The organism is Micromonospora sp. NPDC049102 (assembly GCF_043197485.1).
Classification (GTDB): Bacteria; Actinomycetota; Actinomycetes; order Mycobacteriales; family Micromonosporaceae; genus Micromonospora.
This window is the reverse complement of the sequence record NZ_JBICTE010000001.1, coordinates 335540-361596: the sequence shown is the minus strand read 5'-3', so window position 1 is coordinate 361596 and position 26057 is coordinate 335540. Positions and strand designations below refer to the sequence as shown.

At 71.3% G+C, this 26057-nt stretch carries 22 protein-coding genes and 2 pseudogenes; 11 read left to right on the top strand and 13 right to left on the bottom strand.

All coding sequences use genetic code 11. The features are described 5' to 3' along the window. Window positions 1-15 precede the first annotated feature (15 nt). The 8 genes and pseudogenes from ACGFH9_RS01690 to ACGFH9_RS01655 form a co-directional block, all read right to left on the bottom strand. Complete coding sequence (locus ACGFH9_RS01690; protein ID WP_393213753.1) at window positions 16-1197, bottom strand: ROK family protein; 1182 nt, start codon at window positions 1195-1197, stop codon at window positions 16-18. A 22-nt stretch (window positions 1198-1219) separates the two neighbouring features. Continuing rightward, window positions 1220-2482, bottom strand: a complete 1263-nt coding sequence (locus ACGFH9_RS01685) for a sugar ABC transporter permease (RefSeq protein WP_393213750.1) — start codon at window positions 2480-2482, stop codon at window positions 1220-1222. Continuing rightward, window positions 2479-3297, bottom strand: a complete 819-nt coding sequence (locus ACGFH9_RS01680) for an ATP-binding cassette domain-containing protein (protein ID WP_007465114.1) — start codon at window positions 3295-3297, stop codon at window positions 2479-2481. Before ACGFH9_RS01680 ends, ACGFH9_RS01685 begins: the two co-directional genes overlap by 4 nt. Before the next feature lie 113 nt (window positions 3298-3410). Beyond that, window positions 3411-4505: a sugar ABC transporter substrate-binding protein gene (locus ACGFH9_RS01675; protein WP_393213746.1), complete on the bottom strand. Its 1095-nt coding sequence runs from the start codon at window positions 4503-4505 to the stop codon at window positions 3411-3413. A 180-nt stretch (window positions 4506-4685) separates the two neighbouring features. Then, window positions 4686-4921: pseudogene (locus ACGFH9_RS01670) on the bottom strand (YbaK/EbsC family protein); the annotation flags it as partial. Between the two features lie 28 nt (window positions 4922-4949). After that, window positions 4950-6146 (bottom strand): methyltransferase domain-containing protein, encoded by a 1197-nt coding sequence (locus tag ACGFH9_RS01665; RefSeq protein ID WP_393213743.1) that lies wholly within the window; start codon window positions 6144-6146, stop codon window positions 4950-4952. 43 nt (window positions 6147-6189) lie between these two features. Beyond that, complete coding sequence (locus tag ACGFH9_RS01660) at window positions 6190-6378, bottom strand: DUF397 domain-containing protein (protein ID WP_393213740.1); 189 nt, start codon at window positions 6376-6378, stop codon at window positions 6190-6192. Further along, window positions 6369-7168 (bottom strand): annotated as a pseudogene (locus tag ACGFH9_RS01655) (Scr1 family TA system antitoxin-like transcriptional regulator). The gene ACGFH9_RS01660 and the pseudogene ACGFH9_RS01655 overlap by 10 nt, the downstream one beginning before the upstream one ends. A 335-nt stretch (window positions 7169-7503) precedes the next feature. On the opposite strand from ACGFH9_RS01655, the gene groES reads away from it, so the two are divergent. The 3 genes from groES (at window position 7504) to ACGFH9_RS01640 (ending at window position 11228) form a co-directional block, all read left to right on the top strand. After that, the gene (gene groES / locus ACGFH9_RS01650) at window positions 7504-7818 is read left to right on the top strand and encodes a co-chaperone GroES (RefSeq protein WP_030330046.1); all 315 of its coding nucleotides are present in this window, start codon (window positions 7504-7506) and stop codon (window positions 7816-7818) included. A 70-nt stretch (window positions 7819-7888) separates the two neighbouring features. Further along, window positions 7889-9529, top strand: coding sequence for a chaperonin GroEL (groL, locus tag ACGFH9_RS01645; protein WP_393213735.1), 1641 nt, complete (start codon window positions 7889-7891; stop codon window positions 9527-9529). 124 nt (window positions 9530-9653) lie between these two features. Next, window positions 9654-11228: a molybdopterin-dependent oxidoreductase gene (locus ACGFH9_RS01640; protein ID WP_393213732.1), complete on the top strand. Its 1575-nt coding sequence runs from the start codon at window positions 9654-9656 to the stop codon at window positions 11226-11228. Between the two features lie 234 nt (window positions 11229-11462). Here ACGFH9_RS01640 and ACGFH9_RS01635 read toward each other — a convergent pair whose 3' ends face one another. Then, window positions 11463-11846: a WhiB family transcriptional regulator gene (locus tag ACGFH9_RS01635; RefSeq protein WP_355246957.1), complete on the bottom strand. Its 384-nt coding sequence runs from the start codon at window positions 11844-11846 to the stop codon at window positions 11463-11465. A 255-nt stretch (window positions 11847-12101) separates the two neighbouring features. Here ACGFH9_RS01635 and ACGFH9_RS01630 point away from each other — a divergent pair, with 255 nt between their 5' ends. After that, the gene (locus tag ACGFH9_RS01630) at window positions 12102-12920 is read left to right on the top strand and encodes a response regulator transcription factor (protein ID WP_393213729.1); all 819 of its coding nucleotides are present in this window, start codon (window positions 12102-12104) and stop codon (window positions 12918-12920) included. 66 nt (window positions 12921-12986) lie between these two features. Here ACGFH9_RS01630 and ACGFH9_RS01625 read toward each other — a convergent pair whose 3' ends face one another. Next, complete coding sequence (locus tag ACGFH9_RS01625) at window positions 12987-13403, bottom strand: DUF5319 domain-containing protein (RefSeq protein WP_393213726.1); 417 nt, start codon at window positions 13401-13403, stop codon at window positions 12987-12989. Between the two features lie 186 nt (window positions 13404-13589). Between ACGFH9_RS01625 and guaB the strand changes: the two genes are divergently transcribed. The 4 genes from guaB to ACGFH9_RS01605 all read left to right on the top strand — a co-directional run bounded on the left by guaB (window position 13590) and on the right by ACGFH9_RS01605 (window position 19439). Next, the gene (gene guaB / locus ACGFH9_RS01620) at window positions 13590-15152 is read left to right on the top strand and encodes an IMP dehydrogenase (RefSeq protein WP_393213723.1); all 1563 of its coding nucleotides are present in this window, start codon (window positions 13590-13592) and stop codon (window positions 15150-15152) included. Window positions 15153-15178: 26 nt separating this feature from the next. Next, entirely contained in the window at window positions 15179-16297 is a 1119-nt protein-coding gene (locus ACGFH9_RS01615; protein ID WP_393213720.1) for a GuaB3 family IMP dehydrogenase-related protein, read from the top strand. Between the two features lie 148 nt (window positions 16298-16445). After that, complete coding sequence (locus ACGFH9_RS01610) at window positions 16446-17870, top strand: M1 family metallopeptidase (protein ID WP_393213717.1); 1425 nt, start codon at window positions 16446-16448, stop codon at window positions 17868-17870. Window positions 17871-17978: 108 nt separating this feature from the next. Beyond that, window positions 17979-19439 (top strand): M1 family metallopeptidase, encoded by a 1461-nt coding sequence (locus ACGFH9_RS01605; protein WP_393213714.1) that lies wholly within the window; start codon window positions 17979-17981, stop codon window positions 19437-19439. 7 nt (window positions 19440-19446) lie between these two features. Here ACGFH9_RS01605 and ACGFH9_RS01600 read toward each other — a convergent pair whose 3' ends face one another. Further along, window positions 19447-20565 (bottom strand): LCP family protein, encoded by a 1119-nt coding sequence (locus tag ACGFH9_RS01600; protein WP_393213711.1) that lies wholly within the window; start codon window positions 20563-20565, stop codon window positions 19447-19449. A 146-nt stretch (window positions 20566-20711) separates the two neighbouring features. Between ACGFH9_RS01600 and ACGFH9_RS01595 the strand changes: the two genes are divergently transcribed. Beyond that, window positions 20712-22406, top strand: a complete 1695-nt coding sequence (locus tag ACGFH9_RS01595; RefSeq protein ID WP_393213708.1) for an FAD-dependent oxidoreductase — start codon at window positions 20712-20714, stop codon at window positions 22404-22406. Here ACGFH9_RS01595 and ACGFH9_RS01590 read toward each other — a convergent pair. Next, window positions 22395-22856: a GNAT family N-acetyltransferase gene (locus ACGFH9_RS01590; protein ID WP_393213705.1), complete on the bottom strand. Its 462-nt coding sequence runs from the start codon at window positions 22854-22856 to the stop codon at window positions 22395-22397. The genes ACGFH9_RS01595 and ACGFH9_RS01590 overlap by 12 nt on opposite strands. 171 nt (window positions 22857-23027) lie before the next feature. On the opposite strand from ACGFH9_RS01590, the gene guaA reads away from it, so the two are divergent. Next, on the top strand, window positions 23028-24584 hold the full coding sequence (gene guaA / locus ACGFH9_RS01585) for a glutamine-hydrolyzing GMP synthase (RefSeq protein ID WP_393213702.1): 1557 nt from the start codon (window positions 23028-23030) through the stop codon (window positions 24582-24584). Between the two features lie 7 nt (window positions 24585-24591). Here the strand turns inward: guaA and ACGFH9_RS01580 are convergent, their stop codons facing one another. Further along, a complete protein-coding gene (locus ACGFH9_RS01580; RefSeq protein ID WP_393213699.1) occupies window positions 24592-24930 on the bottom strand; it encodes a PspC domain-containing protein in 339 nt (112 codons plus the stop codon). A 144-nt stretch (window positions 24931-25074) separates the two neighbouring features. On the opposite strand from ACGFH9_RS01580, the gene ACGFH9_RS01575 reads away from it, so the two are divergent. Then, window positions 25075-26025 carry an NUDIX hydrolase gene (locus tag ACGFH9_RS01575; protein ID WP_393213696.1) on the top strand — a complete coding sequence of 317 codons (951 nt, stop codon included), beginning with the start codon at window positions 25075-25077 and terminating at the stop codon, window positions 26023-26025. Window positions 26026-26057: the final 32 nt, after the last annotated feature.

The following is a 26057-nucleotide window of genomic DNA, read 5'->3' as shown; positions in this document are numbered from 1 at the left end:
GACAGGGTACGCGGCTCAACCCACGTCGAGGGGGTCGGCGAGGAGCCGTTCGAAGGCTAGTTCGGCGGCACCGATCAGTGGCGCGTCCGCACCGAGTTGCGGGGTGCGCAGCCGGACGTGTTCCAGGCAGGCGCCGAGGGCGTTGGAGTTGAGCCGGCTGCGGATCTGGGCCGCCGCCGCGAGGTAGAGGTCGCGCATGGTGCCACCGAAGATGACCATCTCGGGATTGAAGACGTTGACCAGGTTGGCCACCCCGAAGCCGAGCCAGTCGCCGGCCTGGCGTACTGCGGTCTGGGCGCGGGCGTCCCCTCGGTCGGCGGCGTCGAAGACCGCGAGCAGGGCGTCGCGTCCCCGTGCGTCGGACCGTCCGGCCGCGCGCAGCAGACCGTGCTCGCCGATCTCGGTCTCCCAGCAGCCGCGGGCGCCACACTCGCAGGGCCTGCCGTCGCGGACCACCTTCATGTGGCCGACCTCGCCACCGTACCCGCCGTGTCCGGTGAGCCGGCGCCCTCCGGCGATGATCCCCGCGCCGACACCGACGTCGCCGTACAGATAGATGACGTTGTCACAGTCCGCCGCGACGCCCCTGATGTGCTCGGCGAACGCCGCCACGTCCGCCACGTTGCCGACCGTCACCGGTACGTCGAGGCCCATCTCGGCGACGAGCGCCGCTCCGATCGGCTCGTCCACCCAACCGGTGGTGGGGCCGAGCCGGACCAGGCCGTCCTCCCGACGGACCATGCCGCAGACGGCGACGCCGGTGCCGACGCAGATCGCGTCACCGGGCACCGTCTGCTGCATCTCCTTGACCGCGCCGGCCAGCAGCGGCGCGGCCTCCGCGGCGAGCAGACCGCGAGGGCGGTCCAGCTCCCGGCGGTCGAGCACCGCGCCGCCCAGGCCGACCCGGGCGGCGCGTAGCCGGTCCACCTCGACGGAGTACGCGTACGCGTACACCCGGGTCGATTCGGGCCGGACGACAAGTGACGGCCGTCCGGCCCGGCCGGTCTCCTTCGGTGTTCCCTCGCTTACCAGTCCGACGCCGGCCAGGTCGGCGGTGAGCGCGCCGATGGTGCTCCGGTTCAACCCCAGGGTGGTGGTGAGTTCAGCGCGGGTGGTCGCGCCGTGGACGTGCACGTGCCGCAGCAGGGCCCCGAGGTTCTGCCGCCGGACCTCCTCCTGGCTGGGTGCCGGGCGCATGCTCGTGCTACCTCCCGCGCGGTCAGCGGGTGCCGGTGGCTGCCGCGCGGCGGCGGGAGAGGGCGTCGACGCTGGCGGCGAGCAGCAGCACGACGCCGGTCACCACGTACTTGACTCCCGCGCTGTACCCCATCAGGCCCATTCCGTTTTCGATGACCGCGACCACCGCGCCTCCCAGCACGGCATCGAATACCCGGCCCTTGCCGCCGAAGAGGCTGGTGCCGCCGATCACCGCCGCGCCGACCGCGTAGAGCAGTACGTTACTGCCCCCCGTGTTCGGGTCGACCGAGTTGGCCCGGCTGGCGGCCACGATGCCACCGACGGCGGCCATGGACGAGCAGATCACGAAGACGGAGATCCGGATCCGGTCGACTCCGATGCCGGCCCGGCGGGCCGCTTCCCGGTTGCCGCCCACGGCGTAGATGTGCCGGCCGTAGCTGGTGCGTTGGAGCACGAAGGTCCAGATGACAAGCAGCACCGCGATGATCGGCACCACGATCGGCACACCCTTGAGCGAGACGATGAGGACGTTGCGGCTGCGCTCCAGGTTGAGCACGTACACGGCGGTGCCGAGGATGACGGCGAGCCCGCCGATCCGCAGCGCCACCACCGCGATCGGGTCGGTGATCAGACCACGGGCCGCCCGGTTGCGGTGGCGTAGCAGTTGCACCGCCGCGTAGCCGACGACGGCGACGGCGGTCAGCGCCCAGCCCAGCGCGGGGGCGAGGTTGCGGTTGGCGATGGCGACCAGCACCTCGTCGCGGACGGAGATGTTGGTGCCCTCCTGCACGAGCAGCAACACGACGCCCTGGAAGGCGAGGAAGCCGGCGAGAGTGACCACGAAGGACGGAATGCCGATCTTCGCGACCAGCATCCCGAGCGTGGTGCCGATGATGACACCGGTGGCGACTGCGGCGAGGACGGCGACCCACCAGGGGTAGCCGAGCACGGTGACCACGTTGGCCAGTACCGCCGCGCAGACACCGCTGGCGAAGCCGGCGGAGAGGTCGATCTCGCCGAGCAGCAGCACGAAGACCAGGCCCATCGCGATCAGCGTGACCGCCGCGCCCTGGGTGAAGAGGTTCGCGAAGTTGCCCGCCGACAGGAACGACGTCGGCCGCATGATGGCGAAGACGGTGCAGAGCACGATCAGGCCGAGCACGGCCGGTAGCGCGCCGACGTCGCCACCGCGTACCCGGCTCACGTAGTTGCGGACGTGGCTCCCGACGGTCGGCGGCGGTGTGACGGCCGCGGGGCCGTCCTTCCGCACGGCGGTGGTGGTCATCGGACGCCTCCTGAAATCGAGTCGGCCGGCTGCGGGCCGTCGCCGTTGCTGCCCGGGTCGGTGGCGAGACCGAGCCCGCCCGAGCGCCCTGCGGTGATCAGCTCGACCACCTGGGCGTGGGTGATGTCGGTGGTCTTCACCTGGGCGACCATCTGGCCGAGGTACAGCGCGGCGATCCGGTCGGAGACGGCGAAGACGTCGTTCATGTTGTGCGAGATGAGCACCACTGCCAGGCCGTTGTCGGCGAGGCGGCGGACGAGTTCGAGGACCTGGGCGGTCTGTGCCACGCCCAGGGCGGCGGTCGGCTCGTCCAGGATGACGAGCTTGCTGTTCCAGAGCACCGCCTTGGCGATGGCCACGGTCTGGCGCTGACCGCCGGAGAGGCTGGAGACGTGCTGGCGAAGCGAGGTGACGGTGCGGATGGAGAGCCCCGCCAGGGTCTCGGCGGCGAGCTGTTCCATTGTCGGCTCGTCCAGGACGATGCCGCTGTGCTTCTCCCGGCCGAGGAACATGTTCTGCACGATGTCCAGGTTGTCGCAGAGCGCGAGGTCCTGGTAGACGACCTCGATGCCGAGCGTGGCGGCGTCGCGGGGACTGCCGATGTGCACCTGTTCGCCGTTGAACAGGACCTCACCGGCGTCGGTGGGGTAGATGCCGCTGATGCACTTCACCAGGGTCGACTTGCCGGCGCCGTTGTCGCCGACAAGTGCGGTCACTTCGCCCGGGTGGACGCTCAGGGCGACGTCGCGGAGCACCTGGACGGGACCGAAGCTCTTGTCGATCCCGCGGAGTTCCAGCAGGGGAGTCGCGGACACGGGGTCTCCTTCTTAAGGGAGGGGCGGGGCCCGTCCGGCGGGCGCCACCCGGCACGGGAGGGTGCTCCCGTGCCGGGCGGCGATGGTCGTCCCGGCGGGTACTGCGGCGTCGGTCAGCTGATGCCGGCTTCGGCGCAGAACTTGGCGTACGCGTCGGCGCAGATCTGCTCCTTGGTCACGTAGCCGTCGGCGACGACGTCCTTGACGTTGTCCTTGTAGATGGCCTTCGGGGTGAGCAGCACCGAGGGAACGTCCCGGCCACCCTCCGGGTCCTTCACCGTCTGGCCGGTGTCCTTCTTCTCGCCCTTGGCCACTGCGATGGCAAGGTCGGACGCGGCCTTGGCCTCTTCCCGGACGGCCTTGTAGACGGTCATGCACTGGTCACCGGCGAGGATGTTCTGCAGGCCTTCCACGCTGGCGTCCTGGCCGGTCACCGGCACCTTGCCGTTGAGCTTGTTCTTCTTCAGGATCGAGATGGCGGCGTTGCCGAGAGTGTCGTTGGCGGCCAGCACGCCGTCGATCTTGCCCTTGGTCGCGGTGAGCTGCTGCTCGAAGATGGTCGCGGCGGTGGGGCCGTCCCAGCCCGGCACGGCGTCGTCCGGGCCCTTGGTGTATTCCTTCGAGTCGAACTTCGGCTTGAGCACCGAGTCGTAGCCGGCCTTGAACAGGGTGGCGTTGTTGTCGGTGGGGGAGCCGTTCAGGTACGCCACGACGGGGTTCTTGGCGTTCTTCTCAGTCAGGCACTTCGACAGGCCCTCGCCCTGGAGCTTGCCGACGACCTCGTTGTCGAAGCTGACGTAGTACTGGGCCGAGCCGCCCAGGGTGAGCCGGTCGTAGTCGATGGTGGCGACGCCCTGCGACTTGGCCTTGTCGAGCACGGCCTTGCCGGTGCCGGAGTCCAGGTTGACGATCATCAGGGCGGTGACGCCGCTGGTGATCATCTGGTCGGCGATGGTCTGGAATGCGGCCTTGTCGTTCTGGGCGTTCTGGATGTCGTATTGGACGCCGGCGGCCTTGAACGCCTCCTCCAGGAAGCGACGGTCCGCCGTCTCCCAGCGGGGGGAGGACTTGCTGTCCGGAAGGATCACGCCGATCTTGGGAGTCTTCTTGGAGTCGGCCGAGCCGGTGCCGGAGTCGTCGCTGCAGGCGGTCAATCCGCCGGTTGTGAGCAGGCCCACGGCGGCGATGGTGAGGATCCCCTTACGCATGTGCAGGGTCCTTTCGGGGGTGGGGGAGGTGTTGTTTTTGTTGTGTCCGGCAACGTATTGCGCGTCACACCGCCTCCACAAGACCGCTCCGGTGCCTAGTTTGTTGGCAGCGATAACAATTCAGCAACGCGACTGTTACTCCGCGGGTATCCCACGGCGTGGTCGACGTAACGACTGTGGTCAGCGGGTCTGCAACGGTGCGGTACGGGCGTCGGTCAGCGCCACCAGATCCGTCGCGGCCAGTTCGAGTTGCAGACCGTGCCGACCACCCGAGACGTAGATCGTCGGAAGGTCCAGTGCGGATTCGTCAAGCACGGTCGGCAGTCGTTTGCGCTGCCCGAGCGGGCTGATCCCACCGCGTACGCAGCCGGTGGCCCGCTCGGCGACCGCCGGTCTGCCAGCGCCGCACGCTCGCCGGTGACCTGTCCTGCCACACCCGCGACGCTAGTTCACCGGCCGAGCGATCAGCACTGTCGGTGCGCCGGCGACCCGGGTGAGCACCAGGCTCGCCGCCGCGTCGCCGGCCAGTCGCAGATCTCGCCGGAGCTGCTCCGGCGTGAGCGCGGAACCCCGCTTGAGGATCTCCACCCGGCCCACCCGGCGCTCGCGCAGCAGTGCCCGCAGTCGCTTGAGCGAGAACGGCAGCACGTCGGTGATCTCCAGGCAGCGCGCGTACGGGGTGCGGGTCGGCTGGTCGGCGTAGAGGTAGGCGATGCTCGCATCGCCCAGGTTGGCGTCCAGGTCGGCGGCCAACTCGGCGACGAGGTGCGCGCGGACCACGGCCGGGTCCGGGTCGTACAGGTAGCGCCGGGGTGGCCCGACCGGCGCCTCGTCGGCACCCGAGCCGGTGAGCTGGTGGCGGCGGGTCTCGCCGCCCTCCTGGCGGTAGAGCGTGGCGCGGCGGGGCACCTCCGCCAACTCCCCGCACCAGAGGGCGGCCTCGACCAGGTCGCCGTCCACGCTGACCCACTCGGCCTCCGCGCCGACCGGGATGAGCGCGTGGTCCAGGCCCGGCGCCACCTTCACCACTGTGCGCGGTACCCGTTCGGCCAGCCCGGTGACGAAGTCCCACGGTGGCGAGTAGGCGCGCGGATCGAAGATCCGTCGACCGGTACCGCTGCTGCGGCGGGCCGGATCGCAGAAGACCCCGTCGACCCGGGACACGTCGAACGCCGTGGCATCCCCGCACTCGACGGTGAACAACTCGGTCAGCCCGGCCGCCGTGGCGTTGGCGGCGGCCATCGCCGCGGTCACCGGGTCGGCCTCCACCCCGTGCACCCGGATGCCGGCACGGGCGGCGGCCAGCGCGTCCGCGCCGAGGCCGCACCCGAGGTCAGCCAGGGTGCGCACACCGGCCGCGGACAACCGGGCGGCCCGACTGTCGGCGACCACCCGGCGGGTGGCCTGCTCCAGGCCGGGGCGGGTGAGGAACATCCCGGCGGCGACCGGACCGAACTTGCCGACCGCCCGGTGCCGCAGCTCCGCCTGGGTGAGCGCCGCCGCGGCCAACGTCGGCGGCACCCCGGCCGCGCGCAGCGCCGACGCCGCGACCAGCGGATCACCGCCGGCCAGCCCGGCCGCCGCCGTGAGCGCGGCCGACCCCTCGGGGGTACGCAGCGCCGCCAGCTGATCGAGATCCACCCGGTCATTGTCCCGGCCCGGGTTGGCTGCCCGGACGGTGGTGTCAGTCGGTGGGGGTGGCGGCGACGAAGGCCCGCCAGCTCGTCGGGGTGAAGGTGAGGGCCGGCCCGGCCGGGTCCGTGCTGTCGCGCACGGCGACCAGGCCGGGCAGGTTGTCGGCGACCTCGACGCAGGCGCCGCCGTTGCTGTTGCTGCGGGAGGACTTGCGCCAGGTGGCGTGGGTCAGGTCCATGTCTGCACCACTTCCTCGATCAGCCGGGCGGACTGCCGGCACGGCAGCGCTTCGCCTGTCACAGTCTCCCAGTGGCGCTCCAGGGCGGCAACGTCGTTCGGGCCGTCCACGGTCTGCCCCCGGAGCTGGTTGTCCAGGTGAGCCAGCTCGGCCCCGCTGTCGAGCCGGGCCAGGATGAACGGGCCGTTGAGCCCGACGTGCCAGGGGTGTCGGTCGGCACGAGCCGAACCTGCACGTTCGGCTCGGTGCCCACCGTCAGCAGGTGCTGTAGCTGCTCGCACATGATCTTCGGGTCGCCGAGCTGCCGGCGCAGCGTGTGCTCCTCCAGCACCGCGATGAGGCGCGGGCGCGGATCGGCGGTCAGCACTGTCTGCCGGGCGAGTCGGGTCACCACCCGTGTCTCCACCTCCTCGGCGGTCAGCTCGCCGCCCGCGCCGAGCATCGCCCGCGCGTACCCCTCGGTTTGCAGCAGGCCGGGAATCACTGTCGGGTCGTACCAGCGCAGCGCCACCGCCTTCCGCTCGTCGTCCTCCCAGGTGCGGAACCAGTCGGGCGCGGCGTGGAAGCGGATCAGCTCCAGCATGCCGACGAAGAGACCGCCGGTGTCCAGGGTCGAGTCGATGCGGGCGTCGTAATCAGGTCTGACCGGACTCTGCCCGGTCTCGACCGCACTCACGTACGACGGTGAGTAGTTGATCAGCTTGCCCAGCTCCTCCCGGCTGAGCCCGCGCGCCTGGCGTGCGCGACGTAGCTGCTCGAGTAGGAACGTCAGGGTCGGTATCCGGGCCACGTGATTCCCCTTCCGGCGGCCACCGGTGATGGCAACCGACGGTAGGGAGACGGCCACGCCGGGGCGTGGGGCTACCGGCGTGTTGCGGTAACGACTGGCGGAACTGTGGCGACACAGACGGCGGCGTGCTGGCACTCTCCTTGACGGAGTGCTAGCCACGGAATAACCTGCGATTAGCACTCTCACCCTGAGGGTGCCAGCTTCCGGGTCTCGCGACCCGGGTGCGCACGCCAGGCGGACCGGCACCCGCGACGACGGCTCCGCCCGGTGGCATGAGGCAGATTGACGCTGGTCGGCCCCGCTGGCCAGCAACGAAACCAGTACCCCAGGAGGGTATGCCCGTGACTACCGCGACCAAGGTTGCGATCAAGCCGCTCGAGGACCGCATCGTGGTCCAGGCGAACGAGGCTGAGACCACCACGGCGTCGGGCATCGTGATCCCCGACACCGCCAAGGAGAAGCCGCAGGAGGGCACTGTCCTCGCTGTCGGTCCGGGGCGCGTCGACGACAACGGCAACCGGGTTCCGGTTGACGTGCAGGTCGGCGACACCGTCCTTTACTCGAAGTACGGCGGCACCGAGGTCAAGTACGCCGGCGAGGAGTACCTGGTGCTCTCCGCCCGCGACGTCCTCGCGGTCATCGAGAAGTAAGCAACCGATCAGTGTCGCTGCCCCGGTCCGGCTCGCCGGGCCGGGGCAGCGGCGCTTCGAAGGGACATTCATGGCGAAGATCCTCAGCTTCTCGGACGACGCCCGACACCTGCTGGAGCACGGTGTCAACGCCCTCGCTGACGCGGTCAAGGTCACCCTCGGCCCGCGCGGGCGCAACGTCGTCCTGGACAAGAAATTCGGTGCGCCGACGATCACCAACGATGGCGTGACCATCGCCAAGGAGATCGAGCTCACCAACCCCTACGAGAACCTCGGCGCGCAGCTGGTCAAGGAGGTGGCGACCAAGACCAACGACGTCGCCGGCGACGGGACCACCACCGCGACCGTGCTGGCGCAGGCCATGGTCCGTGAGGGCCTGCGCAACGTGACCGCCGGGACCAACCCGGCCGGCCTCAAGCGGGGCATCGACGCGGCGGCCGCCAAGGTCTCCGAGGCGCTGCTCGGCCGGGCCGCCGAGGTCACCGGCAAGGAGTCGATCGCGAACGTGGCGACGATCTCCGCGCAGGACGCCACCATCGGCGAGCTGATCGCCGAGGCGATGGAGCGGGTCGGCCGCGACGGTGTCATCACCGTCGAGGAGGGCTCGATGCTCACCACCGAGCTGGACGTGACCGAGGGTCTCCAGTTCGACAAGGGCTTCATCTCGCCGAACTTCGTCACCGACCTGGAGGGTCAGGAGTCCGTCCTTGAGGACGCGTACATCCTGGTCACGACCCAGAAGATCTCGGCGATCGAGGAGCTGCTGCCGCTGCTGGAGAAGGTCCTGCAGAACAGCAAGCCCCTGCTGATCATCGCCGAGGACGTGGACGGGCAGGCGCTCTCCACCCTGGTGGTCAACTCGCTGCGCAAGACTCTCAAGGTCTGCGCGGTCAAGGCCCCGGGCTTCGGCGACCGGCGCAAGGCCATGCTCCAGGACATCGCGATCTCCACGGGCGCCGAGCTGGTCGCCCCGGAGCTGGGCTACAAGCTCGACCAGGTCGGCCTGGAGGTGCTCGGCACCGCCCGGCGCGTCGTGGTCGACAAGGAGAACACCACGATCGTCGACGGCGGTGGCCAGAAGGCCGACGTGGCCGACCGGGTCTCCCAGATCCGTAAGGAGATCGAGGCCTCCGACTCCGACTGGGACCGGGAGAAGCTGGCCGAGCGGCTGGCCAAGCTCTCCGGCGGCATCGCCGTGATCAAGGTGGGTGCGGCGACCGAGGTCGAGATGAAGGAGCGCAAGCACCGCATCGAGGACGCCATCGCGGCGACCAAGGCCGCGGTCGAGGAGGGCACCGTGCCCGGCGGCGGCGCCGCCCTGGTGCAGATCCTCCCCGTGCTCGACGACGACCTGGGCTTCACCGGCGAGGAGAAGGTCGGCGTCTCGATCGTGCGCAAGGCGCTGGTCGAGCCGCTGCGCTGGATCGCGCAGAACGCCGGCCACGACGGCTACGTCGTGACCCAGAAGGTCGCCGGCATGCAGTGGGGCAACGGCCTCGACGCTGCCACCGGCGAGTACGGCGACCTGGTCAAGTCCGGCATCATCGACCCGGTCAAGGTGACCCGCAACGCCGTCACCAACGCCGCGTCGATCGCCGGCCTGCTGCTCACCACGGAGAGCCTCGTGGTGGAGAAGCCGGAGCAGCCCGAGCCGGCCGCCGGTGGTGGGCACGGCCACGGCCACGGCCACCAGCACGGTCCGGGCTTCTGACCCGTAGCGACACCTGTTCCGGGGCACACCGTCGTACGGCGGTGTGTCCCGGTTCGTCTGCGCGATCATTACCAACCGCTGACGTCGTTGGCGACCCGCCGGAATGATCGCGCACACTGGGCCGATGAGCACCACGTCGCGGCGGTACGCCGCGCTGGCCGGAGTCACCGCCGCCGCCGTCGCGATCGGGGTCGCGGAACCGGTGGCGGTGCTGACTGGTCCTCGGTCGGCCCCACTGGTCGCGGTCGGCGGGGTGGTTGTCGACGCCGTTCCCGAACCGCTCAAGCAGTTCGCCATCGACGTCTTCGGCACCGCCGACAAAATTGCCCTGCTGACCGGAACGGCCCTGCTGCTGGGCGCGTTCGCCGCGCTGCTCGGGATGCTGGCGGTCCGCCGGCTCGCCCTGGGCCTCGCCGGTATCGCGGCGTTCGGCGTCGTCGGTGTGGCCGCCGCGCTGTCCCGTTCCGGCGCGGACGTCTTCGACGCGCTGCCGTCACTTGTCGGCGGCGGCCTCGGCGCCCTGGTGCTCTGGCTGTTCATCGCCGGCCCGTTCGAGCTGGAACCGTGGCCCTGGACCTCACCCGCGCCGCCGGTGCCGGTGACACCGGCCGCGCCGGTCGAGGGTGTCGATCCGGAGTCGCGCCGACGGTTCCTGACCGGCACGGGAGTGCTGCTGGGGACGGCGGCCGTGGCTGGTTTCGGCGGGCGCTGGTTGGCCGGGCGGCGGGGCGTCTCGGCTGCCCGGGACGCGATCCGGCTGCCCGCCCCGGCCGCCCCCGCGCCGGCCGTGCCAGCGGGCGCGGATCTGTCCCTGGCCCAACTCGCGCCGTACGTCAGCCCGAACTCCGGGTTCTACCGGATCGACACCGCACTGGTGGTGCCGCAGGTGAACCCGGACACCTGGCGGCTGCGCATCCACGGCCGGGTGGGCACCGAGCGCACCTACAGCTACGCGGACCTGCTGGCCCGGCCGTTGGTCGAGAGGTATGTCACGCTGGCCTGCGTCTCCAACGAGGTCGGTGGGGACCTCATCGGCAATGCGCGCTGGCTCGGCGTACCGCTGCGGGAGCTCCTGGACGAGGCCCAGCCGGACGACGACGCCGACCAGGTCGTCGGCCGGTCGGTCGACGGTTGGACCTGTGGCACACCCACCGCCGCACTCCGCGACGGGCGGGACGCGCTGCTGGCGATCGGCATGAACGGCGAACCGTTGCCGGTCGAGCACGGCTTCCCGGTGCGGATGGTGGTGCCCGGCCTCTACGGCTACGTGTCGGCCTGCAAGTGGGTGACCGAGTTGGAGCTGACGCGCTTCGCGGACTTCGACGCGTACTGGGTGCCGCGCGGGTGGTCCGCCCAGGGGCCGATCAAGACCCAGTCGAGGATCGACGCGCCACGGCGGCGCAACCGGCTGACCGCCGGTCCGGTGACGGTGGCCGGGGTGGCCTGGGCGCAGCACCGGGGCATCAGCCGGGTCGAGGTACGCGTCGACGACGGCCCCTGGCAGGAGGCGGTGCTGGCCCCGACGGTGTCTGTGGACACCTGGGTCCAGTGGTCCTGGCGCTGGGATGCCACCCCGGGCGAGCACCGGCTCCAGGTTCGGGCAACGGACGCGACAGGCGAGACCCAGACCGAGCGCACCCAGAGCGTCGCCCCCGACGGCGCAACAGGCTGGCACACGGTCCCGGTGAACGTCCGCTGATTCCGCGGCGGCCGGGGGAGAGTTACACCGCCCTTTGCTCTGCTTCAATCCAGGCAACACCCGGCGTCCGGACACACGCGTCCCGACTGCGAACACGGGTGCTGCCCCGGTGTTGCCTCCGCTGAAGCAGAGCAAAGGACCACCGGAACATCCATGCCCTCCGTCGACATCGACGGAGGGCATGGGGCGAAACGGGGCGTGGGGCGAGAAGGAACGGCCGAGTCGGGTGTCGGGTCAGGCCACGTTGCGCTGGGCCGGGACCGTCGACTTGTGCGGGCGGCCCAGGCGGGCCTCCAGGCGTGCCACGTCGACGCGGATCTGCCGGCGGTCCGCCAGGTCCTCCCAGCCGACGGCGAGCAGCCGCAGCCGCTCCGACTCGCTGAAGCCGCCCCACACGCCGTACGGCTCGCGGACGGCTAGGGCGTGGGCCGCGCACTCGGCGCGGACCGGGCAGGCGCGGCAGACCGCCTTGGCGGAGGACTCCCGCCGCAGCCGTGAGGACCCACGCTCTCCGTCCGGGTGAAAGAACTGAGCGCTGTCCCGGCCTCGGCAGGCGCCGAGCCGCTGCCAGTCCCAGAGGTCGACGATGGGTCCGGGCAGTCTACGTACGTTCGACATCAGCACCCCTCCTCCCGCGCGGCACCGCGAGAATGCTTGTGGCCGGCTTCCGGGCGGCGGGCCGCGCAGGCGCACCGTTCCCGGCCTGGCCCCCCGGTACCCGGGTCGTTGCCGGCTCACACATCTGTGATCGAAAACGCCTGGCAACTTGCGGCTTTTGCCCCATCTGTCGGAAAAGTTCAGATGATTGCCCGGAACCTCCTCCCCAGCCGACCCCGTCATGGTCTGCTCGTGTGCGGAGAGGAGACCACCACAGTGCGTACCGTTCTTGTGTGCGTTCGGACACCGCTTGCGGCCCAGCACCTCACTTCTGCTGCCGCACGGCTGGGCTTGTCCGCGATCGTTCGTACCGCCGTCTCCGATCCCGAGGTGATGTTGCGACTCGCCGAGCGGCCGGCCGACGTGGTCCTCGCTGACACGGCCCTCACCCGGCCGGACAGCGCGGGCTTCGTCCGGCGGGTGCTGGCCCGCGCGCCGCAGGCCGCGGTGCTGCTGCTCGGCACCGAGGAGTCCGAGGCGGCGGCCGCCACCATCAGCGCCGGCGCCCGGGGATTGATCCAGAACGCCGACCACGATCTGACCAGCGCCGTGGCCAAGGCCCTGCTCCTGCTGACCGCGCCCGGCCGGGCCTCCCGGCAGCGGGTCACCGACCCAGCCCGGGATGCGGCGGCGGTCGGTGGTTCGGGCCGCTCCGCGCCGTCGGTACGCGGTTCCGCCGAGCCCGGCTGGACGGCCGCGACCGGCGACGGGCCGCCCAACGTGGCGTCGGTGCCCGTGCAGCGCGGCGACGACGAGGTCGAGCCGGCGGCCGACGGGTCCGCCACCGGTCAGTCCGACGCGATCCGGCCCGGCCCTGGCACCCGTGCGAACCGGGCGTCGGTCGGGCTCACCGAACGGGAACTCCAGGTGCTGCTCGGCATGGCCGAGGGTAAGAGCAACGCGGAGATCGGTCGGGAACTGTTCGTGTCGGAGGACACCGTCAAGACGCACGCGCGACGGCTGTTCCGCAAGCTCGGGGCCCGGGACCGCGCCCACGCCGTCGCCGCCGGTTTCCGAGCCGGCCTGGTCTCCTGACGCCGTACCGCAATTCAGCACGATCGTGAGCGGTCCGCACGCGCCCGGACGGTGGAAGGCGGGACCTCACTCGGCGGTGGTGGTGCCCGGTTCGTCCTCGGTGCCCTCGGTCAGGGTGTCGTGCACCCCGTCGGCGTATCCACGGGCGTAGTCCCAGGTCACGTAGTGATCCGGATCCGGGTCGTACGCCGGCTCGTGCACCCGGGGCCGCCCCGAGTTGAGCAGGTGCCGCAGGTTGCCCCGCAGCAGGTCCCAGTCGAAGTAGTGCGGTTCCCGGCAGTCCTCGCATTCGATGACCAGCCCGCGCACGCCGATGGGCGCCAGCAGGGCCTGGTAGATCTCCAGATCGGCGAGGTCCTCCAGCACGTCCTGCCGCTCGACGTCGGTCAGTGGATCCGGCGTCGCGTCGTCGCCCGGATCGTCCAGGCCCGCGGTCGGGTCGGCCGGGTCGCCGTTGAACGGGTCGATGGGCTCGTCGTGCACCCCCTCACCGTAGACCCAACGCGGCGCGGACGTCCGCCCCCCGGCACCGCGCCGAGGCGGCCGCCGCCGATCCAGGTCGCGCAGGTCACTGGGTACGATGGGACGACGTGCCGGCGCCGTGGCGTGTTCCGGTGCCCGCCCGTGCCACCTCGCTGAAGCCCATCCGAGCAGCTCAGGGGAGCAATCGTGGAAAATTCGCCCAGCACTGATCTTCCGGCCGGCGTCGAGCGCGCCGACCTGGGCGGCCACCTGCCCGAGCTGCCCGCCGGCTCGGCCCGGGTCGTTCCGCTCGGGCTCACCTTTGATGACGTGCTGCTCCAGCCGGGCGAGTCGGACGTCGTGCCCAGTCGGGTCAACACCCGGACGAAGCTCACCCGCAACGTCGAGCTGACCGTTCCGCTGCTGTCCAGCGCCATGGACACGGTGACCGAGGCGCGGATGGCGATCGCCATGGCCCGCCAGGGCGGCATCGGCGTGCTGCACCGCAACCTCTCCGTGGAGGACCAGGCCCTCCAGGTCGACCTGGTCAAGCGCTCCGAGTCCGGCATGATCACCAACCCGGTGACCGCCAGCCCCGACGACACGCTGCGCGAGGTCGACGAGCTGTGCGGGCGGTACCGGATCTCGGGCGTCCCGGTGGTGGACGGCAACGGCCAGTTGGTCGGCATCGTGACCAACCGCGACATGCGCTTCGTCTCCGAGCCGGACACCCCGGTCCGCGACATCATGACCCGGACGCCGCTGGTCACCGCCCAGGTCGGGGTGAGTAAGGACGAGGCGCTGGAGCTGCTGCGGCGGCACAAGGTCGAGAAGCTGCCGATCGTGGACGACGCCAATCGTCTGCGCGGGCTGATCACCGTGAAGGACTTCACCAAGAGCGAGCAGTACCCGAACGCCACCAAGGACGACGCGGGCCGGCTGCGGGTGGCCGCCGCCGTGGGTGTCGGCGAGGACTCGTACAAGCGGGCGCGCACGCTCGTCGACGCGGGTGTCGACGTGCTGATCGTGGACACGGCGCACGGGCACCAACGGGCCGTGCTGGACATGGTCCGCCGGCTCAAGAAGGACGTCACGATCGACATCGTGGGCGGCAACGTGGCCACGTACGCCGGCGCGAACGCGCTGGTCGAGGCCGGTGCCGATGGCATCAAGGTGGGTGTGGGCCCGGGCGCGATCTGCACGACCCGGATCGTCGCCGGCGTCGGCGTCCCGCAGATCACCGCGATCATGGAGGCGGCCCGTGCCGCCCGCCCGGCAGGCGTACCGGTGATCGGCGACGGTGGCATCCAGTACTCGGGTGACATCGCGAAGGCGCTTGTCGCCGGCGCGGACACCGTGATGCTCGGCAGCCTGCTGGCCGGCTGCGAGGAGAGCCCCGGCGAGCTGATCTTCATCAACGGCAAGCAGTACAAGGCGTACCGCGGGATGGGCTCGCTCGGCGCGATGCAGTCGCGGGGGCAGGCCAAGTCGTACTCGAAGGACCGGTACTTCCAGCAGGACGTGCTCGCCGAGGACAAGCTGGTCCCCGAGGGCGTCGAGGGTCAGGTGCCCTACCGGGGCCCGCTGTCCGCGGTCGCCCACCAGCTCATCGGCGGGCTGCGGGCCGCCATGGGGTACGTCGGCGCGGAGAGCATCCCCGAGCTGCACCGGCGTGGCCAGCTGATCCGGATCACCGCGGCCGGGCTCAAGGAGAGCCACCCGCACGACATCCAGATGACCGTCGAGGCGCCCAACTACCACTCCCGCTGACCATCCCCAACAATCTGGAGTCCCCCATGCGTGACGTGGTCGAGATCGGGCTGGGCAAGACCGCGCAGCGCGGCTACCACCTGGACGACATCGCCATCGTGCCGAGCCGCCGGACCCGGGACGTCGACGACGTCTCGACCGCGTGGCAGCTCGACGCGTACCCGTTCGGCATCCCCTGTGTCGGGCACCCCTCGGACGCCACGATGAGCCCGTCCTCGGCGGTCCGACTCGGCCAGCTCGGCGGTCTCGGCGTGCTGAACGTCGAAGGGCTGTGGACCCGTTACGAGAACCCGACGAAGGTGCTCGACGAGCTGGCCAGCCTCGACGAGGAAGCCCGCGCCACCAAGCGGCTCCAGGAGGTGTACGCGGAGCCGATCCGCCCCGACCTGATCGCCGAGCGGGTGCGCGAGCTGCGCGCCGGTGGCAGCACGGTGGCGGTGCGGGTCTCCCCGCAGCACACCCTCGCGCTGGCACCGGTGATCCTGGATGCCGGGGTGGACATCCTGGTCATCCAAGGCACCATCGTGTCGGCCGAGCACGTGTCGACCACCGACGAGCCGCTGAACCTCAAGGAGTTCATCGCCGACCTCGACCTGCCGGTGATCGTCGGCGGCTGCACGGACTACAAGACGGCGCTGCACCTGATGCGGACCGGCGCGGCCGGAGTGATCGTGGGCATCGGCGGCGACGAGTGGTCGACCACCGAGTCGGTGCTGGGCATCCGGGTGCCGATGGCCACCGCGATCGCGGACGCCGCGGCGGCCCGCCGGGACTACCTCGACGAGACCGGCGGCCGGTACGTGCACCTGATCGCCGACGGTGACATCCAGACGTCCGGTGACATCGCCAAGGCCCTCGGCTGCGGCGCGGACGCGGTGATGCTCGGCGAGCCGTTGTCGCTGTGCGACGAGGCGCCCGCCGGTGGTGCCTGGTGGCACTCGGCGGCCAGCCACCCGTCGCTGCCCCGGGGCGCCTTCGAGGTGTCCGGTGAGCCGCTCGGCTCGATGGAGCAGCTGCTCTTCGGCCCGGCGGACGAGGCCGACGGTCAGCTCAACCTGTTCGGTGGGTTGCGTCGGGCGATGGCCAAGTGCGGTTACCGCGACCTCAAGGAGTTCCAGAAGGTCGGCCTGGTCCTCGACCGCTGACGAGGTGACGCTGAAGGCCGGCCCCGCGATCCTGCGGGGCCGGCCTTTCGTCGCCTGCCGCGAGGCGGTCGCCCCGATACGGCCATCGGACGACGGATGGCTGGCTACGCTCGTTCCTGACCAGGGGATGGCGTAGAAGGAGTCGTGCATGGTCCGGAGCGGACCCAGGCCGCACCGCCGTCGGCTGACCGCCGCCCTCACGGCGCTGGGCTGCGCCGTCGCGCTGACCGGGACCGCCTGCACGGGCCACGACGACGACGGTTTCCGACCCGGTGCCGCGGACGCCGGCGACCCGTACGTGCCGGGCCGTGGCAACGGCGGCTACGACGTCACGCACTACGGGCTGGACGTCCGCTACGACCCGACGACCGACCGGCTCACCGGTCGGGCCACCATCACGGCGACGGCCACCCAGGATCTGTCCCGCTTCAACCTGGACCTGGTCGGCCTGACCGTCGGCGCGGTCACCGTCGCCGACAAGCGCGCCGAGCACCGCCGCAAGGACGGCGAGTTGGTGGTGACCCCACGCGACGGGCTCGCGCGGGGACGGTCGTTCACCGTGCGGGTCGACTACGCGGGCGTGCCCACCTCCGTCGCCGACGGCGAGTTGGGCAGCGGCGGTTTCCTGCACACCGCCGACGGGGCCATCGCTCTCGGTCAACCCGACTCGGCTGCCACCTGGTTCCCGGTCAACGACCACCCGTCCGACAAGGCGAGCTACGACATCGCGGTGACCGTCCCGGACGGAGTGTCCGCGTTGAGCAACGGGGTGCCCGGGCCGCAGAGCAGCGCCGACGGGTGGACGACCTGGCGCTGGTCGGAGCGCACCCCGATGGCCAGCTACCTGAGCACCCTCGTGATCGGGAACTACCGGGTGGTCACCGGCGTCCACGGCGGACGTCCGATGGTCACCGCGGTCGCGGCGAGCCTGCCGGCGACCGGTGGCGCGGCCAGCTCGTTGGCCCGTACCGGCGAGATCGTCGACTTCCTGGCCAGCCGCTTCGGCCCGTACCCGTTCGACTCGTACGGCGGGATCGTCGTCGCCGACGAGCGGATCGGCTACGCGTTGGAGACGCAGTCCCGGCCGGTCTACGGGCCGGCCTTCTTCTCGGGCGACCACCCCAACCCGTCCGTGGTGGCACACGAGCTGGCTCACCAGTGGTTCGGCGACAGCGTGTCCCTGTACCGGTGGGGCGACATCTGGCTCAACGAGGGCTTCGCCAGTTACGCCGAGTGGCTGTGGGAGGAGCACGACGGCGGCCGGACCGCGCAGCGCAACTTCGAGTCGCAGTACGCGTCGACCGACTGGTCGCAGCCGTCGATCGAGCCGGGACGGGAGCGGATGTTCGGCACCGCCGTCTACAAGCGTGGCGCGCTGGCCGTGCACGCGCTGCGCCGGACCGTCGGCGACGACACCTTCTTCCGCATCCTGCGCACGTGGACGTCCGAGCGGAGCGCCGGAAACGCCACCACCTCGGACTTCGTGGCGCTTGCCGAACGGGTGGCCGACCGGCCGCTCCGACCCCTGCTCGACGCGTGGCTGGCCGGCGGCGCCGCACCCACACTGCCGTGACGACCCCGTGATCATCAATCGATAGGCTGCCGCCTGCGATCGGGCAGGAGCGCCGGTCGCGCGGGGGGTGGCGAGGCCATCCACGCCGGGCTTACGGGGAGGTTCGTGATGCGGGGTACGCGACACAGGCTGCGCGTGGGCGCCGGCCTGTTGGTGACCGGGGCGCTCGTGCTGTCCGGATGCGACTCGTCCACACCGGAGGCGGCGGCGCCGTCGCCGAGCGCGTCCCCGACGCCGTCGCGGGCCTTCACCGCCGGAGCCGCCGGGGTCGGCGACACGTACTTCCCGAGCTACGGCAACGGCGGGTACGACGTCGGGCAGTACACCGTGAAGGTGCGCTACGACCCGGCGAAGGACCGGTTGACGGGTACGACCACCGTCCAGGCCACCGCGACTGCGGACCTGTCGACGTTCAACCTCGACCTGGCCGGCCTGACCGTCAAGACGGTCACCGTGGACGCCACCCCGGCCACCTACACCCGGGACAAGAACGAGCTGGTGATCAAGCCGGCGGCCGGGCTCATCACGGGCAACGGTTTCGTGGTCGACATCGCGTACGAGGGGGTGCCGAAGCCGCTGAAGAACGAGCTGCTCGGCGAGGGCGGGTTCCTGCACACCGCCGACGGCGCGATCGCGTTGGGCCAGCCCGAGTCGGCGAGCACCTGGTTCCCGGTCAACGACCACCCGTCGGACAAGGCCGCGTACGAGTTCGAGATCACCGTTCCGCAGGGCGTGACCGCCGTCAGCAACGGCGTGCCGGGCGGCAACAGCACCACTGACGGCTGGACCACCTGGAAGTGGTCGGAGAAGTCGCCGATGGCCAGCTACCTGAGCAACGTGGTGATCGGCACGTTCCGGATCACCACCGGTCAGCACAAGGGCAAGCCGGTCTACAGCGCCGTCACCACCAAGGTGGCCAAGGGCGCGTCCGACGCGTCGATCGCGAAGACCGTCACGGTGGCCGACTACCTGGAGACCGTGTTCGGGCCGTACCCGTTCGACGCGTACGGCGGCGTGGTGGTCTCGGACAGCCGGATCGGGTACGCACTGGAGACGCAGAGCCGCCCGGTCTACTCGGCCGGCTTCTTCCGGCGGGGCGAGAACACCGAGGTGGTCGCCCACGAGCTTGCCCACCAGTGGTTCGGCGACAGCGTGGCGTTGGCCAAGTGGGAGGACATCTGGCTCAACGAGGGCTTCGCGACGTACGCGGAGTGGCTCTGGGCGGAGCACACCAAGGAGTACACCGCCAAGCAGGCGTTCGACGTCCGGTACCAGCAGGTGCCCGCCAAGGTGTGGAAGACCCCGCCCGGCAAGCCGGGCGTGAAGGACCTGTTCAGCGAGTCGGTCTACCAGCGTGGCGGGATGACCCTGCACGCGCTGCGAGTGGCCGTCGGCGACAAGGCGTTCTTCGAGATCGTCAAGACCTGGGCGGCGGAGAAGCGCAACGGCACCGCCACCACGGCCGAGTTCGTGGCCCTCGCCGAGCGCATCTCCGGCAAGCAGCTCGACGCCCTCTTCGACGCGTGGCTGTACGGCACCAAGAAGCCCGCCCAACCCAAGAAGCTCTGAGCCGGGGTTACTTCTTGACCATCAGGTTGGGGTGGGCCTTCAGGTACGCCTCCGCGCGGCCGGCGCGGAGTTCGGTGATGAAGGCCCGCCCCTCGCCGGTGAGCTGTTCGCCGCGGTAGGCGCTGCCCTTGCCGACGCCGGAACCGGGCAGGCCGACCAGGGTGAACTGGTTCTCCGGCACCCCGCTGAGGGCGTACGCCAGGTCGACGATCCGGTCACCACCCACGTACACCAGGGTGTCGCCCAGGGCGGCGACCACCTGGTCGACGCGCTCGGGCTGCCGGGCCAGGCCCTCGTCGAGGATCTTGCGGGTCAGGGCTTTGACGAGCTGCTGCTGGTGGCGCTGGCGGGCGTAGTCGCCGCCGGTGATGTAGCGCTGCCGGGCGTAGTCCAGCGCCTGCCACCCGTTGAGGTGCTGCTCGCCCTTCTCGTAGACCTTCTGCGGCCCGGTGTAGCCGCCGGGCGCGCTGTCCCGGTACTTGCCGTCCGGCTTGCGGTGCAGGGAGGCCACCCGCTGGTCGACGTAGATGTCCACTCCGCCGAGGGCGTTCACCAGCTTGTCGAACCCGCCGAAGGTGAGCACCGCGCCCGCGTCGATCCGCAGCCCGGTGTACCCGCTCACCGTGCTGCGCAGCAGCTCGTACCCCTGGGCGGTGCTCGGCTGCTTGGGCTTGCCGGGCACCCGGCTGCCGAAGCTCATCGAGTGGGTGAGCTTGGTCTTGCCGCCCTTGTAGCCGGCCTTGGGGAACGCCGGGATGTCCACCAGCAGGTCGCGGGGCAGGGAGAAGAGGTACGCCCGATCCAGCCCCTTCGGCACGTGCAGCACCAGGACGGCGTCGGAGTGCGGCTCCCAGCCCGGCACGCTGACCCGGGTGTCCACGCCGACCAGCAGCAGTGTCAACGGGCCCTTGATGTTCGCGCCCGGGGGCGGGCCGCTCGGGCTGGGGGTGGCCGGGGCGGCCGACGACGGGCTCGGCGAGCCGGCCAGCGGGGTGCCGGCGGGCTTGTCGTCGCCGCTCAGCCGCGTGATCACCGTCGCTCCACCCACGATCAACGCGACGACGGCGAGTGCCGCCAATCCGAGCAGCAGCCAGCGTCGGCGCGGCTCCATCGACCCCAGAATCATCGTGTGCTTCCTTCCACCCGTATCCGGAACAACGCTCCGACGGGTGCTCCAGGTTGCGGCCGGGAGGCGCCGGGTCGGTCGGCCGGTGCATGATCGCGCGAAAACGGGCGCTGGCGCGAGCGCTACTGGCGGGTAATGATGCGTCCATGCGGTACGACGTGGTCGTCATCGGGTCCGGCTTCGGCGGTGGTGTCACCGCGCTGCGGCTCGCGGAGAAGGGCTACTCGGTCGGTGTCGTCGAGGCCGGCCGCCGTTTCGCCGACGACGAGTTCCCGCAGACCTCGTGGCGCCTGCGCCGGTTCCTCTGGGCACCGAAGTTGGGCTGCTACGGCATCCAGCGGCTCACCCTGCTCCGCGCGACCGCCGGCCGGTCCGGCGGTGTGCTGGTGCTCTCCGGGGCCGGAGTGGGCGGCGGGTCGCTGGTCTACGCGAACACCCTCTACGAGCCGCTGGACGCCTTCTACACCGATCCGCAGTGGCGCGACGTCGCCGACTGGCGTGACGAGTTGGCCCGCCACTACGACCAGGCGAAACGGATGCTCGGCGTCACCACGTACCCGATCCAGACGGGCGCGGACCGCGCCATGCGGGCGGTGGCCGACCGCATGGGGGTGGGGCACACCTTCCGCGCCACCCCGGTCGGTGTGCACATCGGCCGTCCGGGCCAGCGCGTCGCCGACCCCTACTTCGGCGGTGTCGGCCCGGAGCGCACCGGCTGCCTGCACTGTGGCTCGTGCATGACCGGCTGCCGGCACGGGGCCAAGAACACGGTGGCCAAGAACTACCTCTGGCTCGCCGAGCGGCTGGGTGCCACCGTGCACCCGCTGACCACGGTGACGGCCGTCCGTCCGGCCACCGGCGGCGGATACGAGGTGCACACCGAGCGCACCGGCGCGTGGTTGCGCCGACGGCGGCAGGTGATCCACGCCGACCAGGTGGTCTTCGCGGCCGGCGCGCTGGGCACCCAGCGGCTGCTGCACGAGATGAAGGCCACCGGTGCGCTGCCGCGCCTGTCGGATCGGCTGGGCGCGCTGACCCGGACCAACTCGGAGGCGATCCTCGGCGCGTCGATGCCCCGCCAACGGGCCCGGCAGCAGCGGACCGACTTCACCGAGGGCGTGGCGATCACCAGCTCGTTCCACCCCGATCCGCAGACCCACATCGAGCCGGTCCGCTACGGCCGCGGCTCCAACGCGATGGGTCTGCTCCAGTCGTTGCTTGTCGACGGGGGTCCGCACCGGGTCCGGCGGTGGCTGGGCAGCATCGTCCGGCAGCCGCGGCTGGCCGCCCGGATGCTGTCGGTGCGTGGCTGGTCGGAGCGGACGGTGATCGCTCTGGTGATGCAGTCGGTGGACAACTCGCTGACCACCCGCTGGCGGCGCGGCCTGTGGGGTCGGCGGTTGGTCGCCGGGCCGGGTCACGGCACGCCGAGCCCGACGTGGATCCCGGCCGGCAACACCGCCACGCGGCTGCTCGCCGAGGAGATCGGCGGTACGCCCGGCGGCTCGCTCACCGAGCCGTTCGACATCCCGGTCACCGCGCACATCCTGGGCGGGGCGGTGATCGGCGCCACTCCGGCCGACGGCGTGGTCGACCCCTGGCACCGGGTGTACGGCCATCCGGGGCTGCACGTGGTGGACGGCGCGGCCGTGTCGGCGAACCTGGGCGTGAACCCGTCGCTGACGATCACCGCACAGGCCGAACGGGCGATGTCCTTCTGGCCCAACAAGGGTGCCCAGGACCCCCGCCCATCCCTGGGCACCCCGTACCGCCGGGTGGCCCCCGTACCCCCGGACAAGCCGGCGGTACCCGCGGACGCCCCGGCCGCGCTACGCCCCTGACAGGGGCCGGCGGAGGATGTGGTTGACGCCGAAGACGGTGTCGCTGACCCGCACGTCGGTGTAACCGATCCGGTGGTAGAACCCGTGCCCGGTGTGGCTGGCACCCGTCTCCATGAACGTGTGCCCCTCGGCCCGGGCCAGTTCCTCGACGTGCCGCATCAACCGGCGGCCGATGCCGCGGCCGTGCGCGTCCGGGTCGACGAACATGGTGTAGACCTTGTTGCCGTCGCGGGACACCGTGCCGACCGGGCGTCCGTGGTGTTCGGCGACGTAGATCCGCCGCTCGGCACTGAGTTCGCGGAACCGGTCGGCGGTGAAGTGGTCGCACATCCGGTCGATCAGCTCGGCCGGGTAGTCGCGGCTGTTCACCTCCCGCAGGCAGCGGACGACCAGGGCCGACAGCGCCTCGCCGTCCTCGGGGCGGAAGTCCCGGACGGTCACCTCGGTCATCGGCACGCCTCCGTCCGATCCGCTTGGGGTCGTCGCGCACCGTATCGAGATGCGGAACGCCGTCGACGCCCTGCCGGACATATCGGGGCATAACACCAACGGTGCCGCCGCCGCGCCGAGTGCGTGGGGCGCGGCTCGGGTCGGGGGTGACTGTCGGTAGGCTTTGTGCACATGAGCCTGCCTCGCCCTGTCCTCGTGGTGGACTTCGGAGCCCAGTACGCCCAGCTCATCGCGCGCCGGGTCCGCGAGGCGAAGGTCTACTCCGAGATCGTGCCGCACTCGATGCCGGTCGCCGAGATGCTGGCGAAGAACCCGGCCGCGATCATCCTCTCCGGCGGTCCGGCCAGCGTGTACGCGCCGGACGCCCCGCAGATCGACGCCGGCCTGTTCACGTCCGACGTGCCGGTCTTCGGCATCTGCTACGGCTTCCAGGCGATGGCCCAGGCGCTCGGTGGCACCGTCGCGCGGACGGGCAACCGCGAGTACGGCGGCACGCCGCTGCGTCCCCGCCGCACCGAGCCGGGCGTGCTGCTGCGTGACCTGCCGGCGGACCTGCCGGTCTGGATGAGTCACGGTGACTGCGTCACCGAGGCGCCCGAGGGCTTCACGGTGACCGCCGAGTCGGCGGGCGCTCCCGTGGCGGCCTTCGAGGACGTGGCCGGCCGTCGGGCCGGCGTCCAGTTCCACCCGGAGGTCGGGCACACCGCGCACGGCCAGGAGATGCTGACCCGCTTCCTCTACGACATCGCCGGCATCGAGCCGACCTGGACCCCCGAGAACATCATCGACGAGCAGGTCGCCCTGATCCGGGCGCAGGTCGGCGACAAGGAGGTCATCTGCGGCCTCTCCGGCGGGGTGGACTCGGCGGTCGCCGCCGCGCTGGTGCACCGGGCGGTCGGTGACCAGCTCACCTGCGTCTTCGTCGACCACGGCCTGCTGCGCGCCGGTGAGGCCGAGCAGGTCGAGAAGGACTACGTCGCCGCCACGGGCATCAGGCTGAAGGTGGTCGACGCGGCGGAGCGGTTCCTCGGCGCGCTGGCCGGGGTGACCGATCCCGAGCAGAAGCGCAAGATCATCGGTCGGGAGTTCATCCGGGTCTTCGAGGCCGCCGCCCGCGAGATCGCCTCGCACGGCGACGTGGAGTTCCTCGTCCAGGGCACCCTCTACCCCGACGTGGTCGAGTCCGGCGGCGGCACCGGCACCGCCAACATCAAGAGCCACCACAACGTCGGCGGCCTGCCGGAGGACCTGAAGTTCGCGCTCGTCGAGCCGCTGCGCACGCTCTTCAAGGACGAGGTCCGCGCGCTCGGCCTCCAGCTCGGCCTGCCCGAGGCGATGGTCTGGCGGCACCCGTTCCCCGGTCCCGGTCTGGCCATCCGGATCATCGGCGCCGTCGACCGGGACCGCCTCGACCTGCTGCGCCAGGCCGACCTGATCGCCCGCGAGGAGCTGACGGCCGCCGGCCTGGACCGGGGCGTCTGGCAGTTCCCCGTGGTGCTGCTCGCCGACGTGCGCAGTGTCGGCGTGCAGGGTGACGGGCGCAGCTACGGGCATCCCGTGGTGCTGCGGCCGGTCTCCAGCGAGGACGCGATGACCGCCGACTGGTCCCGGTTGCCCTACGAGGTGGTTGCCCGGATCTCCACCCGGATCACCAACGAGGTCGCCGAGGTCAACCGGGTGGTGCTGGACGTGACCAGCAAGCCGCCGGGCACCATCGAGTGGGAGTGAGCCGTCCTCACGCCGCCGGCGGGGTCGTCGGCGGGTAGGGCGGCGTCGGGGCGTACCCCGGCTGTGGACCGCCGGGCGCGGACCCGGCGGTGGGCGCGACGCCCGCCGGGTGCGGCCAGGCGGGCGCGCCGGTGGGCTCCTCAGGCATCAGGAACCACATGATCGGGTACGCGAGCAGGGCGAGTCCGCCGGTGAGCAGGCCGGTGACGGCGAAGGTCACGCGGACCAGTGTGGGATCGACGTCGAAGTAGCGGCCGAGGCCGCTGGCGACCCCCGCCACCATGCGGTCGGTGGTGGGTCGCCGGAGCTGCTTGTACGGGGCGTGGGAAGCGGCGGTAGGTGTCATGTCTCCACGGTCCGCGGCGGGGCCCGCCCCGCCCTCGGTGACCGCCCGGATGCCTACCCTGATCGATCCCTGAGCGGGAAGCCAGGAGTCAGGAATCCGACTCTTTTCCGTTCCGGTAACGCGGCCCGGGGAGAATTTGGACCCGTGACCACCATGCTGGAGCCGCTTCGCAGGATCGCGGCATACGCAGTTTGTGCTGATTCAGACGGCCGAGTGTTGCTGGTCCGCGCATCGGAGCGCTCCGGCACCCCCGGCACGTGGTCCCTGCCCGGCGGGGCGGTCGACCACGGCGAGGACCCCAACCACACAGTGGTCCGCGAGACCGCTGCCGAGACGGGGCTCTCGGTCGCCGTCCGCGGCCTGGCGGACGTGCTCGCCGACATGCGGGCCCTGCCCGAGCGCGGCATCACCATCCACACCGACCGGCTGATCTACCGCGTGGCGGTGCGCGGCGGCACCCTCGCCGACCGGGCCGGCGAGCGCCCCACCGACCTCGCCCGCTGGTACACGCTGGACGAGGCGCGGCAGTTGCCGTTGCGCTCGTTCACCGCGCGCGCCCTCGGTCTGCCCGCCTCCTCGGCCGACGTGGTGCCCGACGAGGCTCCCGAGTTCCCCTCCTTCTACGCGGTCCCCGGCCCGGACGGGCTGCACCGCGCCCAGCGCTTCGCCGCGTACGCCGTGTGCACCGACCCGGCCGGCCGGGTGCTGCTCACCCGGATCTCCGACGGCTACCCGGGCGCCGGCTGCTGGCACCTGCCCGGCGGCGGCACCGACTACGGGGAGCAGCCCGGCGCGGCGCTCATCCGGGAACTGGTCGAGGAGACCGGCCAGGCGGGCCGCCTCGTCGAGCTGCTGGGTGTGGCGAGCCACCGTGACGCCGCCTCGCTGGGCCCGGAGGGTTACCCCATCGACTGGCACGGCGTACGCGCCTTCTACCGGGTGGTGGTCGACCAGCCCAACCCGCTGACCATCGCCGACGTGGGTGGCTCCACCTGCGAGGCCCGCTGGTTCGCCCGCGAAGAACTGGGCGCCCTCCCCACCGACCACCTCACCGAGGTGACAGCAGAAGCAGTCCAAGCAGCCCAACTAACCTAATCCCCCTCCCCCCCTCCCCCCTCCCCCCTCCC